Source organism: Corallococcus sp. M7 (assembly GCF_054512695.1).
In genome coordinates this window covers 5,507,197-5,520,376 of the sequence record NZ_CM137252.1, presented here as the reverse complement: position 1 = coordinate 5,520,376, position 13,180 = coordinate 5,507,197, and the positions used below count along the sequence as shown (strand labels likewise).

Sequence of the window (13,180 nt, the reverse complement as noted above, 5' to 3'; positions counted from 1 at the left end):
CGATGCGGGCCTTCCTGGACAACCTTCGGCTGGCGCTGGGCACGTTCCTGGGCAACCCGCTGCGCTCGCTCTTGACGCTGGTGGGCATCGTCATCGGCGTGGCCACCGTCATCACGATGATGGCGCTGATTGAAGGCCTGCGCGAACAGGTGAACAAGAACCTGGGCAGCCTGGGCGCGCACACCTTCGAGGTGACGAAGTGGCCCACCGGGTTCGGCCGCATCAACTGGGCGAAGTACGCCAAGCGCAAGGACCTGCTCGGCGACGACGTGCGCGCCATCGTGGAGTCGTGTCCCTCGGTGGGGGCGGCCACGCCCACGTCGCAGGAGTGGGGCAAGAAGCTGACCACGGCGTTCCGGGAGACGCCCCCTTCGGTGAGCGTCCTGGGCACGGAGCCCACGTACCTGGAGACGAGCGGCGTCGTCGTGTCGACCGGCCGCTTCTTCAACGAGACGGAGACGCTGGATGGCCGCCCGGTGATGGTCATTGGCGTGGACCTGGCGGACACGCTCTTTCCGGGCATGAATCCGGTGGGCTCCGAGGTGCGGCTGCAGGGCCGGCCGTTCCAGGTGATTGGCGTGCTGCAGAAGCGCGGCAGCGTCATGGGGATGGCCAGCCAGGACAACCAGGCCATCGTGCCCATGCGCGCCTTCCAGCAGTTCTACGGCAAGAACCGCTCGGTGGCGATCGACATCCAGGCGCGCGACGGTGAGTCCTTCCAGAAGGCGCAGGATGAAGTGGTGAACCTGATGCGCCGCCGCCGGGGCCTCACGCCGCAGGAGGCGAACGACTTCGAGGTGCACACCAACGAGTCCATGACGGCGTCCTTCAACGAGCTGTCGCAGGTCATCGCGTTCGCGGGCGTGGGCGTGTGCCTGCTGTCGCTGGTGGTGGGCGGCATCGGCATCCTGAACATCATGCTGATGTCGGTGACGGAGCGGACGCGGGAGATTGGCATCCGCAAGGCGCTGGGCGCGCGCCGCCGCCGCATCCTGGGCCAGTTCGCCACGGAGGCGGTGATGCTGTCGCTCGTGGGCGGCGTGCTGGGGCTGGGGCTGGGCTTCGGGTTCGTCTTCCTGGGCAAGTGGGTGCTGCTGTTCCCCATGAGCGTGCCCGCGTGGGCCGTGGCGCTGTCCCTGGGGATGAGCTGTGGCGTGGGGCTCATCTTCGGCATCTACCCGGCGTCGCGCGCGGCGCGGCTGGATCCGGTGGAGGCGATGCGCGCGGAGTAGGGAGCCGTGATGGGTGACGCACTGGCGGAGGCCCGGCGGCGGGCCTCCGGGGACGACCTCGCCTCGCTGCGCAGGCTGGATGCGCTGATGGTGCGCTCGGGCTTCCGGCATGCGGACCGCACGCCTCGCGAGTGGGTGGCGGAGCTGGTGGCGCAGGGGAGGTTGCGGCGGGGCGATACGTACGACGCGCACGAAGCGCTGCGGGCCATTGGCCTGGGGGCGGTGCCCGCGCTGCTGGAGGTGCTGGCGACGCCCCAACTGGCGGAGAAGGAGACCGCGGACGCGAACATCCGCTTGAACGTGCTCGAGGCGTTGATGGCACCGCGCCCACCGCCCCGGTGCGCGGTGCCCGCCGTGCTGGGGCTTCTGTCCCGGCGGAGCGCCCGGGTCCAGCGCCAGGCGATGCGGGCCCTGGTGTACCTGCGTCCCCGGCCCACGCGGCTCGCGGTGCGGCTGCTATTGGAGGCCTGCCAGGACAAGACGCAGTGGCAGGCGCGGGCGACGGCGCTGGACGTGCTCGCGGCGCTGGACGGCCCCGTTCCGGACGACGTGCTGCACGAAGCCCTGCGAAGGTTGTCGGACGAGAGTCCCTACGTCCGCCGCTCCGCGCTGCGCGTGCTGGGCCGGTGTACTCCGCCTTCCGAAGCGGTCCTTCACGCGCTGGAGGAACAGGTGGTGCTGGACGACGAGAGCCGCGTCGTCGTCCTCCAGGTGCTGTCCTGGCTCTCTCCGTCGCGTGCACTGCCCCTCTTGGACAAGACGGCGCGGGGACTGGTGGGCCTTCTTCCGAGTGACCGGGACGGAGCGCGGCAGGGGCTCTTCGCGCTCCATCTGCTCGCGGGGATGGGGGCGCAGGCCCGGCCGGCGGTGGGGCTGCTGCGGCGCGTGGTGACGCACGCCGAGAAGCGGGGGCACGGGGATCCCTTCGCCTGGGACATGCGCGTGCAGGCCGAGTCGGTGGCGGACGCCATCGTTCGGAGTGGCCCTTTGCCCGTGGAGGCGCGGACCCCGGGGCCGGGCTCACCGCGAATGGCCCTGGCGCTCGCGGGGCCGGGGCCGCTGCCGGTGGATGCGGAGCATCCGGACTCCGCCCGGCTTCAAGACTGGGTGGAGTCGCTGGGGCCGCTGAGCCAGGAGGAGGAGGTCCGGCTGTGCGTGGCGGTGGCGCGCATCGCGGCGCGCGTCTGGGACAGGCATGGGCCGGAGAACGACGGCGCGCAGTCGGCCCTTCTCGCGCTGGAGGAGTGGGTCCTCGCGCCGGATGAGGCGCACCAGCGCAAGGCGATGGAGATTGGCTTGTTCGTCCCCAGCCAGCTCCTGGCGTCGGAGTTGTTCAACGCGGCGTGGTGCATCCATTACGCGACGCTGATGGTGGCGGACGCCGACAAGCGGCACGTGGGCTTCACCGGCCTCACGCCCAAAGAGCCGGAGCACCTGCTGGCGACGTGCGTCTTCGCCGCGTACCGGGCGTTGAGAAGCGGAGCCTGCATGACCGTGGACGAGGGGTGGAGGGACTCCACCCTCACCTGGAGTCGCACGCCCGACGAGGCGCTGGCCTTCCTCCACCGGGCGATGGTGGACGAGGTGCTGCCATGGGCGCGAGGGGAGTGGGATCCACTTCGCGACGTGCTGCGCGAGCGGCGCCGGCTGCTGACGGACGCGTGAGAACGCCCTCGCCATGGCGGTGATGGCGTCCACCCGGTAGGGTGCCCGCCCGCATGTCCCTCTCCTACGTCACGCTTCCGCTGCCCGTCGTTCCCGCGCCATTCCGGGTGCGCGTCTTCACCCCCGAGGACATGGACGGCGTCATCGCGCTGTACTCGCACCCGGAGGTCGCTCGGAGCCTGAACTTCACGGTGCCCGTGCTCCGGGAGACGCTGCACCAGAAGCTGACCGGCGACCTGGAGGCGATGCGCCAGGGCAAGGGCATCCGGTGGGTGCTGTCGAAGGACGAGGACCCGACGCCCCTGGGCTACCTGACCCTCTTCAACTGGAGCCAGAAGGACCGCCGCGCGGAGGTGGGCTACATGGTGGGGCGCTCACTGTGGGGACAGGGCGTGATGACAGGCATCCTGCCCGCGCTGATCCGCTTCGGCTTCGAGCAGCTGAACCTGCACCGCATCGAGGGCCTGGTGAACGCGCGCAACAGCGCGTCGGCCAAGGCGCTGCTGCGCGTGGGCTTCCAGCAGGAAGGCGTGATGCGCGGCTACCAGGCCGACGGGAACGGGGGCGGGTTCAACGACATCATCCTGTTCGCGCTGCTCGAGGACGCCTGGCGCGCATCCGTCGCGACGTAGGCCTCAAGGCAGGTCGCGCGCGAACTGTTCACGGTAGCGCGCCTGGAGCGTCTTCAACTGGCGGGTGCCCCGGTACTCGCGCGCGAGCAGGTGCCACGCCTCCGTGCGCGAAGGCTCCAGGGCGATGACCCGCTCCAGATGCTTGCGTGCACGCGCATGCGCACGCGTGTTCGTCGCCAGCACGCCGAGCAGCAGGTGCGCCTGCACCGCATCCTCCCGGAACGCGAGCACCCGCTCACAGGCGGTGCGCGCGGAGCCCAGGCGCCCCTGGAGCAGGTGCAGCTCGCAGTGCAGGAGCGTGACGGAAGGGCTCGCTGGATACTCCCGGGCCAGCGCGGCGATGCGCTCCTTCGCGGGCCCCGAGGAGCCGGCATGCAGCAGCGCCTCCACGTCGGACACCGCGCGCACCAGGGCTCCCTCGCGCGCGGCTTCGCTCGCGTCCGTTCGAACTGGCAGCGCCACCTGTCTTCGGAGGCGGGCCGCCTGCTCCAGCACGGCCGCGGAGGCCGCCAGCCCCGGCGCCCGGGCCGCGGTCTCTTCCGCCCACGTCACGCAGTGGGCGCGCAGGAAGAGGGCCGCCAGGTCCGCCCACTGCGTGGGCTCCACGTCCGCACGGGCCTCCAGGTTCGTCCTCGCCGCGACCAGGCTGTCCCGGGCCTCGTCGAAGCGGCCCGCGTGCAGGTGGAGCAGCGCCACGTTCATGCGCAGCGAGGGCTCGCGGGGAAAGCGCGCGATGGCCCGCTCGCAGCGCTCTCGCGTGGCGTCCAGTCCCGGCGTGAGGTGCACGGCGAGGTAGCACGCCAGCAACTGCACGCGTTCGTTCTGGGGGTGCCGCACGGCCAGCGGCTCCAGGGCCTCCGCGGCCACCTCCGGCCGGCCCGCCTTCTCCAGGGCGATGACCTCCGCCAGCCGTTGCCGCTCCAGCGGTGTCAGCGAACGGGGCGTGCCCTCCGGCCCCAGCACGACGCTGGAGGCGCGCACCCGCTCCGTCCATTCGAGGAGGAAGTCCCGCTCGGGGCCTTCCCAGGCCGGGTCCGTCATGGCCTCCACCGCCCCGCGCAGCTCCCGGGCCCAGGCCTTCTGTGCCTCCAACTCCACGCGCGCCCCGGGCAGGTGCTTCAGCCCCGCGCCGAGCAGCGCGAGCGTCCGCGCATCGAACCCCGTCTGGCCCGCGTCGTACTTCGGTGACATCCATCCCCGGCCGTCGCGCACGTGCGGCGCGCCCAGGGTGTGGGCCCACTCGTGCAGCAGGACCGCCACCTCCAGCCGCTGCCGCGCCTCCACCGGCAGCTCTCCGCCCAGGCCGCGCAGCACGCAGTGCCGCCCCAGCACGCGCGCGAAGCCCAGCTCGTGCTGCGCGCCGCTGAACGTCGCCGGTGCCGCCACCAGGCCCACGACGAGGTCCACGTCCTCGCCCGCGTCCATTTCCTCCAGGGCCTCCAGCACCGGCTCCAGCGGACCATCCGAACCACGCCGATCCCACGCCCGGGCGGATTCCAGTTCGAACGTGATGCCCAGGGGCCCGCGCACCGACTCGCTCGCGCGCTGGAGCCATGCCGCGAAGCCGCGCTCCCAGTGAAGGCCCCGCGCACGGTGGTCCACGTCCGCGTACACGCGCACCCGCAACGGCCTCACGGTGGGGGCAGGGGAGGAAACCGCGGACAGAGAGGTGCTCGCCCGCGCTCCGTCACGGGACTGTGACGGAGCCGCGCAGCGCAGCCCCAGGAATCCGGCGAGGAGGAGCAGGACCGCCCTGAACCAGCCTGGCGTCCGAAGGGACCCGGGAATCACGGGGACAGGACCTGGCAGGTAGAGGGGAAACAGCGCCCGCGAACGGGCAGGGGAGGCGGTGGGCCTCGCTCAGCAGGAGGCTGCCACCGCCATCACCCGGGGGCCAGCCTCAGGCCGCGGCGTCCTCTTCCTTCGAGGGCTCCGTGGCGTTCGTGATCCAGTCGATCGCCTTGTGCTCCCAATCCGAGTCCTTCGACGCGTCGATGTAGCGCTCCCACTCGTACACGCCGCTCTGCTTGGCCATGCGCACCATCATCAGGCGGGCCACGGTGCTGTCGAGCACCACCGCCGAGCGCACCATGCCGTTCTGCCGGAGCCAGCCCATCGCCTGCTTGATGATCTCCTGGGTCTCCGGCGGGTTCGCCTTCTGGCCGCGGATGTCCACCATCAGGCCGAAGGGCCGCCCACGCTTGATCGCCACCTTGGCGCGAAGGTCCTCGAACCAGACCTTGGCCTCGGCAGGGGTGATGTAGCCCGGCGCATTGAGCCGGAAGCCGTACTCCGTTCGCAGATTCTCAGCCATGAAACCCCCACGTTGATTTTGTGGTGCACGCGCCGTTGCCGTGCGACTCCGGCCGGATGGCAGCGCGCCCATGAGCCTACCCCAGTCAGCACGAGTGTGGATCCACTCCTGCTGCACCTGCGTACGCGCGCGAACCACGTCCTCCCCGTGAAGATAGAGACGTCCCCGGGTAAACGTGGTACTCGTCACGAAGTGTGAGAATCCAGCGTCAGGCGAACTTTCCACTAATTTTACTTCACACTCGCTCGCTTCTCCGCTATTAAGGGGATGCAGTTTTTCAGCACCCCCGCAACACTGTCACACGCATCGAGGTCCCCCCGGACTCGGTGGCAGCGAATCGGCGCAGCAGCGGCGTCGACCTCACGGGTTCCGGGGCCTTGGAGACCGTCCTTCAATGTCCAACTCCTCGCTCGCTGAGCTCCAGGCCGTCACGTCGAACACCCTGCGCAACGAGGTGCCCGTCGAGGCGCTCCGTCACGAGGCACCGGCCACGGGGAAGGCGAACGCGCTGGAGGCCCGTCACGGCGAGCCGATCCCCATGTACGGGGACGTGAATGCGCGGGGCTTCAAGACGGTGGAGGACCTCACGGTCGCCGACTGCGTGATCGCGCACCTGGAGGCGGAGGAGGTGGACGCGGTGTTCGGCGTCCCGGGCGGCAACATCGCCCCGTTCCAGCAGGCGCTGCGCAAGCACAAGTCCATGCGCTTCATCATCGCGTCGCACGAGGGTGGCGCGGCGTTCATGGCGGATGGCTACGCGCGCGCCACGGGCAAGCTGGGCGTGTGCATGGTGACGGCGGGCCCGGGTGCCACCAACGCGCTGACGGGCGTGGCCTCCGCGCACCTGGACGGCGTGCCCATGCTGGCCATCAGCGGCAACATCGCCACGGACCGCGTGGGCCTGATGGCCATCCAGGAGAGCAGCAGCACCCACGGCGTGAACACGGTGGAGATGTTCCGCCAGGCGTGCGCCAGCTCCACGGGCGTGCCGGACGCGCAGAGCTTCCAGCGGCTGTTGGCGCGTTCGCTGCGCACCGCGCAGGGCCTGCCCGGCGGCGCCGCGCACCTGAGCGTGCCGGCCAACATCGCGCGCCAGCCCATCCACCGCGCCTCCGTTCCCACCACGCGCGGCGCCTTCCGCGCGCGTCCGGCGACGGCGCCCTTCGAGGACCTGCGCGCCGCCTTCACGCTGCTGCGCACCGCGCGCCGTCCGCTCATCTTCCTGGGCTCGGGCGCGCGCGAGGCGATGGCGGAGCACGCGGAGGTGTTCACCGCGTTCATCACCCAGCACGGCATCCCGGTGGCCACCAGCATGCGCGGCAAGGGGCTGTTCTCCGAGCGCGAGGCGCTGTCGCTGGGCGTGCTGGGCCTGGCCGGCAGCAAGCGCGCCGAGGCGTACCTGCGCGACGGCGTGGACGTGATGCTCGTCCTGGGCAGCCGCCTGGGTGAGTGGGCCTCCCGCAGCTTCCACCGCTACTTCCAGTCCATCCACCACGTCATCCAGGTGGACGTGAACGCCTCCAACATCGGCCAGTTCCTGCCGGTGCGGCTGCCCATCGTGGCGGACGTGGGCTCGGTGATGACGGGCCTGGCGGAGCTGGGGCAGATGATTGGCCCGTCCAGCGGCGCGCGCGTGCAGGAGCGCTGGGCGCAGGTGATGGCGCTGACGGAGCCCGCGCCCGTCGTCCGCACCCCGCAGGACCGGGACTCGGTGAAGCCGCAGGACCTGATGGCGGAGCTCGACAAGCACCTGAGCCCGGACATGGACCTGTACATCGACATGGGCAACTGCACGGGTTGGACGTCCCACCTGCTGCACATCACGCCCCCCGCGCGCATCTTCTACCCGTGCGGCCTGTCGTCCATGGGCTGGTCCTGCGGCGCCGTCATCGGCGGCAAGGTGGGCCGGCCGGACCGCTCCGCGGTGGCCATCGTCGGTGACGGCGCGTTCCTGATGAACGGCACGGAGATGATCACCGCCTCGCGCTACCGCGTGGGCACGGTGACCATCGTCCTCAACGACAACTTCCTGGGCATGGTGAACCACGGCGAGCACGTGCAGGACCGCACCGTGCCGCTGGAGGATGACTACTACGGCCTGGGCAACCCGGACCTGAAGGCCTTCTCCGAGTCGCTGGGCGCGCGCGCCTACACGGTGAACGGCCCCGGCCAGCTGGACGCGCTGCTGCCGGAAGTGCTGCGCCGCGCGAACGAGACCGGCCAGCCGCAGGTCATCGTCGCCCACATCGACTACCGCGAGGTTCCGCCGTACGGCGACCGCTTCGCCGCCGTGGCGTCGGACGGGAAGTAGCACCCATGCCGGCCGCGACCTTCGCGCTCCTGGGAGTCGGCGCCGCTGTCCCGGAGCAGGTTCGCGGCAATGACGACCCGCTGTTCGAGCCCCTGCGCCGCGCCGCCGGAAGCGGTGGGGAGCACGCGCTCTTCTACGGCAACCGCGAGCGCCGGGTGCTGGACCCGGGCGAGTCCCTGGCCGCGCTCACCGCGAAGGCGGGCGCCGCCGCGCTCCAGGACGCGGGGCTGACGGCCGCGGACGTGGAGCGGCTGTACGGCTACGTGTCCGTGTCGGAGTTCATCGCGCCCAACGAGCTGTACGCGGTGCACCGCGAGCTGGGCCTGTCCCAGGGCACGCTGGTGGTGCCCGTGAACGCGGACTTCGCCAACTTCCTGATGGGCGTGGTGCTGGCCTGGGAGGCCCTGCGCGCGGGCAGCATCCAGCACGCGATGGTGGCGGTGGGCTCCGCGTGGACCCGCAACGTGGACTACACGCAGGGCCACGCCATCGGCATTGGCGACGGGGCGGGCGCGGTGGTGGTGGGCGCGGGGGAGGGGCTCACGCTGGTGGACTGGGGCGCGGACACCTTCAGCGACGAATACGGCGCGATGATGATGGGCCCGCGTCCGGAGTCCGGCCTCGCGTACCCAACCTATGGCATCGCCCCCACCTCGGGCGTGAAGGCGTTCCTGAACTCGGGGATGAACGGGCCGCCCCGGCTGGTGGAGCGGCTGCTCACGAAGCACGGCATCGCGCGCGAGGACGTGACGCTCATCTCCCACCAGGCCACGCGCAAGCTGATGGACCACTGGGCGCAGGAGATCCGCCCGCGCGAGTACCTGGACACCTTCGAGCAGTACGGGAACATGGTGCACGCGTCCATGCCGGTGACGCTGGCCCGGTTCCGCCGTGAGCTGCGCACGAAGTACCTGGTGATGGTCGGCCTGGGCATTGGCGCGCACCAGATGGCGTTGCTGGTGCGCGTCTAGCGGAAGGCCGCCCGCGCTACTGGTCGTCGCAGGGCGTGCCCAGCCGGATGCCCGTGTAGACACCCAGCTCGTTGTAGATGAGGGGCAGGTTCTGCTCCACGGGGACGTTGCGCAGCTCCACCTCCTTGCGCGCCTTCTCGATCCAGATGGGCTTCTGCGCGCGGTCGATGACGAGCCGCAGCTGGCCCTTCTTGGTGGTGAAGATCTCACCCTCCGAGTCCGCGACCACGTTGGTCATCTTCTGCGGCTTCAGGTCCCCGCGCGGCCCGATGAACACGCGGAAGTTGCGGGACTCCGCGGGCGTGAAGCCCTTGTCCACGTAGTAGTACGTGCCCTCTGAGTCCCGCAGCAGCGCGTGCGGGACGAACTTCTGCGGGTTGGGCACGTAGGTGGCCTTGCGCAAGAGCTCCCGCGCCTGGGCGCCGGGGAGCATCTCCAGCGTCACCTTGCGCTCGCCGCAGCGCAGGGAGCAGCTGCGCTCCTTCATGTCCACGCTCAGCGCCGAGTGCACGCGCAGGTCCACGCCGTCGTAGTCGGCGGTGCCGTTGGGGTTGAAGAAGCGCGGATCCAGGAAGGTGGTGGCGTTCAGGTTCCGGCTCTTCGGCCGGGGCACCACCACCAGGGACTTGCCGTCGCCGTAGTAGAGCTGGTCCTCCAGCTCGTCCGTGTCCTCGCGGGGCACGGAGACGACGTAGTGGCCGCGGCCGTCGGTGCAGACGGCGGTGGCCTCCAGGAGCATGCGCTGGCCCAGGTTCTCCGCCTTGCCCCACGGCGGTTCGACGGCGGCGGCGGGACTGGCGGAGAGGAGCACGGCCACGGGGAGGATGCGTTGGAAGAGCATGGTGCGCGGGCCTAGAGGTTCTTCTTGAAGTAGCGGGTGGCGGCCTTCTCCTGCTGGCTCGCGTCCGGGGTGGTGGTCCACACGAAGCGGTCGCCCTGGAGGGCGGGCTCCAGCGCGGCGCCGAAGCGGCAGTCCATGTTCTTCAGGCGGGCCTTCACGGTGGCGCGGGCCTCCTCGGAGACGTCGCACAGGGCCTTCAGCGCGGTGAGCGGGGGGACGCAGTAGCGGGAAATCCTCTGGGCCTTGAGGAAGGGCTCGGTGACGGTGGTCCAGTCGATGGCGCCCGCCACGGAGGTGCCGCAGGTGGTGTTCAGCGCCTGGAGCGCTTCGGCGTAGGCGGTGTCGTGGACGGCTTCCTCCGCCTTGCGGTCGAAGGCCATCAGCTTCGCGAGCTGGCCGCTCTGGGTCTGCTGCTGGTGCTGGGCGTAGACCTCCTCCGGCTTGAGCTTCTGGGAGCGCGCCTCGTCGTACTGGACGGCGATGCCGTTGCCGGGGCCGCCGGGGAAGTGCAGCTCCGCGTTCTTGCCCACGATGATGAACGGCGAGTAGTCCTTGCCGTGCCACTGGGTCGTGTAGTTGTGGCGCAGCGTGCTGGGGCTGCTCCAGTCCTTCAGGGTGTAGGGGAGGACCAGGTTGTCCAGCACGGAGCCCGTGCCCTGGATGCGCAGGAGGAACTTCTTCTGCTCACGGGGCGCGAGGGGAACGACGGCGACCTGTTCTCCCTGCGGACCGACGAACACCTTGCCGGCTTCCACGGGAGCGGGCGGCGCGGCCCGGGCGGGCAGGGTGCCTAGAACGGTGGCCAGCACGGCCACGGCGACGATGCATTTCATGTTGGATGTATCCCCCTCACCCGTCCGGGGTTGCGTGGACGGGCGGTGTTCGCTTACTTCTTCAATTCAATACCATTGCTCCGACATTCGGCGATGAGCTGCCGCGTCAGTTCCGACGGGAGGATCTTGCTCGCTTCCGGGCCGGAATTGACCATGTCCTTGGTCTGGCATCGGAGCTTGATGGCGAGGAGGTGCGCGGCCAGGTTGTCCTGGGCCGCGTAGCTGCGCTTGGCCGCGCGGATTGCTCCCTCCACGTCCCGTGCTGCCGCCGCGCGAGCTTCATTCAAGTCGTTGAGTGCAATGGGGTCGGTAGGCTCGAAGGGGATGCGCGGAGCCTGCGTCTTGCTGCTCGTCTTGACGACCGTCTTTCCTGGGGTGGTGGGCTGCACCGGCGTCTCGACCTTCGCGGGCGAGTCGCTGACGGTCGTCGGCGTGACGGGCGGAGGCGTCGGCGTCTGCGCGATGGTGGGCGGCGGCGCGGCCACGGGCGGAGGGCTGAGTGGCGGGATGGCGGGAGGGGGCGCGTTCACGGCACCCGGCGGCGTTGCCACGGGCGGCGGAGGCCGCAGCCACCATCCAAGTCCCACGGCACCGATGATCAGCGCTGCGGCGCCCGCGATGGGCAGCACGCGAGACTTTGACGGGACCGCGGCGGGCACCGGCATCGTCATCGGACCGGGCTGACCCGACATGCTCACCGGGGCGAGCGGCTGCCCCTGGGGACCGACGGCGCCCGCGAGGCTGCCCGGCACCGCCTGCTGGCCACCGTAGCTGCCCGGTACGGCCTGCTGGCCGCCCATGCTGCCCGGAGCGGCGTGCTGCCCGTAGCCCTGCGGCATCTGCTGACCACTGAAGCTGCCCGGCGCGGCCTGCTGACCGCCGTAGCTGCCCGGCACGGCCTGGTGCCCGCCCATGCTGCCCGGAGCGACCTGCTGCCCCGTGGAGTAGCCAGGAGCGGCCAGGTGCCCGCCCATGCTGCCCGGGACGGCCTGCTGGCCCGCGGCGTATCCCTGAGCGGCCTGCCCACCCATGCCGTATTGGCCCGTGCTGTAGCCGGGGGCGGCCTGCTGTCCGCTGTAGCTTCCCGGCATCTGCGCGGGAGCACCGGGCGCCGGCAGGGCCACGCCCGAGCTCCCCATGCCGCTTCCGGGCGCCTGCGTGGCGCCGAAGCCCATCGTGCCGCCGGCCACCTGCGGCGGCTGTCCGAACGGGACCGTGCCGCTCGCCCGGGGTGCCATCGTCGCGTCGAAGCCGATGTCATCCGACGCCGACAACGCATCCGCTCCAAAGCGGCCCGTCCCCGGCCCCTTGTTCGACGGCGCCATCGTGGCGCCCGTCCCGTCGTCGTCGCTCGGCGCCACGGAGGGGAGGGCGACTCCGGAGGGACGCTTCGCTCTTCCGAAGGTCCGGGCTTCGATCTGCTCCGCCGTCTCCGGCAGCGACTGAAGCTGCGTCCCCGTGAGCTCCGCGATGAACGACGCGACGTCCGGATGGCGGTGGTCCGGGTTCTTCTCCAGCGCCCTCGCCACCGCCTTCGCGACGTTCGGCGGCAGGTCCGGCATCAGCGTGGCCAGCGACACCGGCGGCTCGTGCACCACGCGGTAGATGATCTGCGCGAGCGACCCGCCACCGAAGGGCGTCATCCCGGAGATCATCTCGAACACGATGCCGCCCAGCGCGAACAGATCCGTCCTCGCGTCGATGCGGCTGTTCTGCCCCTGCGCCTGCTCCGGCGACATGTACTGCGGCGTGCCGATGAGCACCGCCTCCTGCGTCTGCAGCGTCTCCGACGACATGACCTTGGAGATGCCGAAGTCGAGCAGCTTCACCCGCTCGCCCACCACGCCGCCGGAGTCCGTGGGCACCAGGAAGATGTTCGCGGGCTTCAGGTCGCGGTGCACGACGCCCGCGCGGTGCGCCGTCTGCAACGCGGACCCCATCTGCCGCGTGAAGGAGAACACCTCCTCCAACGTCAGCCGCCCACGCCGCAGCCGGTCCGCGAGGCTCTCGCCGCGCAGGTACTCCAGCACCAGGAACGGACTGCCGTCCTCCAGCGTGTCGAAGTCCAGCACCTCCACGATGTTCGGGTGCCCCAGCCGCGAGGCGATCTCCGCCTCCCGCCGGAAGCGCACGTGGAGGTCCGGCCCCACGTGGTCGCCTACCCGCAGCACCTTCACCGCGACCTGCTTGCCCGGAAGCCGCAGGTGCTGGGCCAGGAACACCGAACCCATGCCGCCCCGCCCCAACACGGAGACGACTTTGTAGGTATTCCGGAGGACTGAATCGATGTGCAGCTCACCGTCTGCCGAGCGCGTCATGGAAGAGGCGTGTCCTGATGACAAAGGGGTGCGAAGCACCACCGTGAAACAAGGCGCCACGCT

General features: G+C 70.6%; 10 protein-coding genes. 5 read left to right on the top strand and 5 right to left on the bottom strand.

Going from position 1 to position 13,180, the window contains the following annotated elements; all coding sequences use genetic code 11:
* Positions 1-2: 2 nt before the first annotated feature.
* The 3 genes from ACX114_RS21890 to ACX114_RS21880 are packed head-to-tail and all read left to right on the top strand — an operon-like array spanning position 3 to position 3,529.
* A complete protein-coding gene (locus ACX114_RS21890; RefSeq protein ID WP_459287450.1) occupies positions 3-1,232 on the top strand; it encodes an ABC transporter permease in 1,230 nt (409 codons plus the stop codon).
* Positions 1,233-1,241: 9 nt separating this feature from the next.
* Positions 1,242-2,897 (top strand): HEAT repeat domain-containing protein, encoded by a 1,656-nt coding sequence (locus ACX114_RS21885; RefSeq protein WP_459287448.1) that lies wholly within the window; start codon positions 1,242-1,244, stop codon positions 2,895-2,897.
* A 53-nt stretch (positions 2,898-2,950) separates the two neighbouring features.
* Positions 2,951-3,529, top strand: a complete 579-nt coding sequence (locus tag ACX114_RS21880; protein WP_459287446.1) for a GNAT family N-acetyltransferase — start codon at positions 2,951-2,953, stop codon at positions 3,527-3,529.
* A gap of 3 nt (positions 3,530-3,532) precedes the next feature.
* On the opposite strand, the gene ACX114_RS21875 is transcribed toward ACX114_RS21880, so the two are convergent.
* Both ACX114_RS21875 and ACX114_RS21870 read right to left on the bottom strand, forming a co-directional pair.
* A complete protein-coding gene (locus ACX114_RS21875) occupies positions 3,533-5,149 on the bottom strand; it encodes a tetratricopeptide repeat protein (protein ID WP_459287444.1) in 1,617 nt (538 codons plus the stop codon).
* 280 nt (positions 5,150-5,429) lie between these two features.
* A complete protein-coding gene (locus ACX114_RS21870; protein ID WP_120579775.1) occupies positions 5,430-5,843 on the bottom strand; it encodes a hypothetical protein in 414 nt (137 codons plus the stop codon).
* A gap of 394 nt (positions 5,844-6,237) precedes the next feature.
* Between ACX114_RS21870 and ACX114_RS21865 the strand changes: the two genes are divergently transcribed.
* Positions 6,238-8,154 carry a thiamine pyrophosphate-binding protein gene (locus ACX114_RS21865; protein WP_459287442.1) on the top strand — a complete coding sequence of 639 codons (1,917 nt, stop codon included), beginning with the start codon at positions 6,238-6,240 and terminating at the stop codon, positions 8,152-8,154.
* A 5-nt stretch (positions 8,155-8,159) separates the two neighbouring features.
* Positions 8,160-9,125 (top strand): 3-oxoacyl-[acyl-carrier-protein] synthase III C-terminal domain-containing protein, encoded by a 966-nt coding sequence (locus ACX114_RS21860; RefSeq protein ID WP_459287440.1) that lies wholly within the window; start codon positions 8,160-8,162, stop codon positions 9,123-9,125.
* 16 nt (positions 9,126-9,141) lie between these two features.
* Here ACX114_RS21860 and ACX114_RS21855 read toward each other — a convergent pair whose 3' ends face one another.
* The 3 genes from ACX114_RS21855 to ACX114_RS21845 are packed head-to-tail and all read right to left on the bottom strand — an operon-like array spanning position 9,142 to position 13,117.
* Positions 9,142-9,966, bottom strand: coding sequence for a hypothetical protein (locus tag ACX114_RS21855; protein WP_459287438.1), 825 nt, complete (start codon positions 9,964-9,966; stop codon positions 9,142-9,144).
* An 11-nt stretch (positions 9,967-9,977) separates the two neighbouring features.
* Entirely contained in the window at positions 9,978-10,799 is an 822-nt protein-coding gene (locus ACX114_RS21850; protein ID WP_459287436.1) for a hypothetical protein, read from the bottom strand.
* Between the two features lie 53 nt (positions 10,800-10,852).
* Complete coding sequence (locus ACX114_RS21845) at positions 10,853-13,117, bottom strand: serine/threonine-protein kinase (RefSeq protein WP_459287434.1); 2,265 nt, start codon at positions 13,115-13,117, stop codon at positions 10,853-10,855.
* Positions 13,118-13,180 lie beyond the last annotated feature (63 nt).

Excerpts from the sequence above, each read along its gene's own strand:
- ACX114_RS21890 (WP_459287450.1), top strand. The coding sequence starts at position 3 with ATGCGGGCCTTCCTGGACAACCTTCGGCTGGCGCTGGGCACGTTCCTG.
- ACX114_RS21885 (WP_459287448.1), top strand. The coding sequence starts at position 1,242 with ATGGGTGACGCACTGGCGGAGGCCCGGCGGCGGGCCTCCGGGGACGAC.
- ACX114_RS21880 (WP_459287446.1), top strand. The coding sequence starts at position 2,951 with ATGTCCCTCTCCTACGTCACGCTTCCGCTGCCCGTCGTTCCCGCGCCA.
- ACX114_RS21870 (WP_120579775.1), bottom strand. The coding sequence starts at position 5,843 with ATGGCTGAGAATCTGCGAACGGAGTACGGCTTCCGGCTCAATGCGCCG.
- ACX114_RS21865 (WP_459287442.1), top strand. The coding sequence starts at position 6,238 with ATGTCCAACTCCTCGCTCGCTGAGCTCCAGGCCGTCACGTCGAACACC.
- ACX114_RS21860 (WP_459287440.1), top strand. The coding sequence starts at position 8,160 with ATGCCGGCCGCGACCTTCGCGCTCCTGGGAGTCGGCGCCGCTGTCCCG.
- ACX114_RS21855 (WP_459287438.1), bottom strand. The coding sequence starts at position 9,966 with ATGCTCTTCCAACGCATCCTCCCCGTGGCCGTGCTCCTCTCCGCCAGT.
- ACX114_RS21850 (WP_459287436.1), bottom strand. The coding sequence starts at position 10,799 with ATGAAATGCATCGTCGCCGTGGCCGTGCTGGCCACCGTTCTAGGCACC.
- ACX114_RS21845 (WP_459287434.1), bottom strand. The coding sequence starts at position 13,117 with ATGACGCGCTCGGCAGACGGTGAGCTGCACATCGATTCAGTCCTCCGG.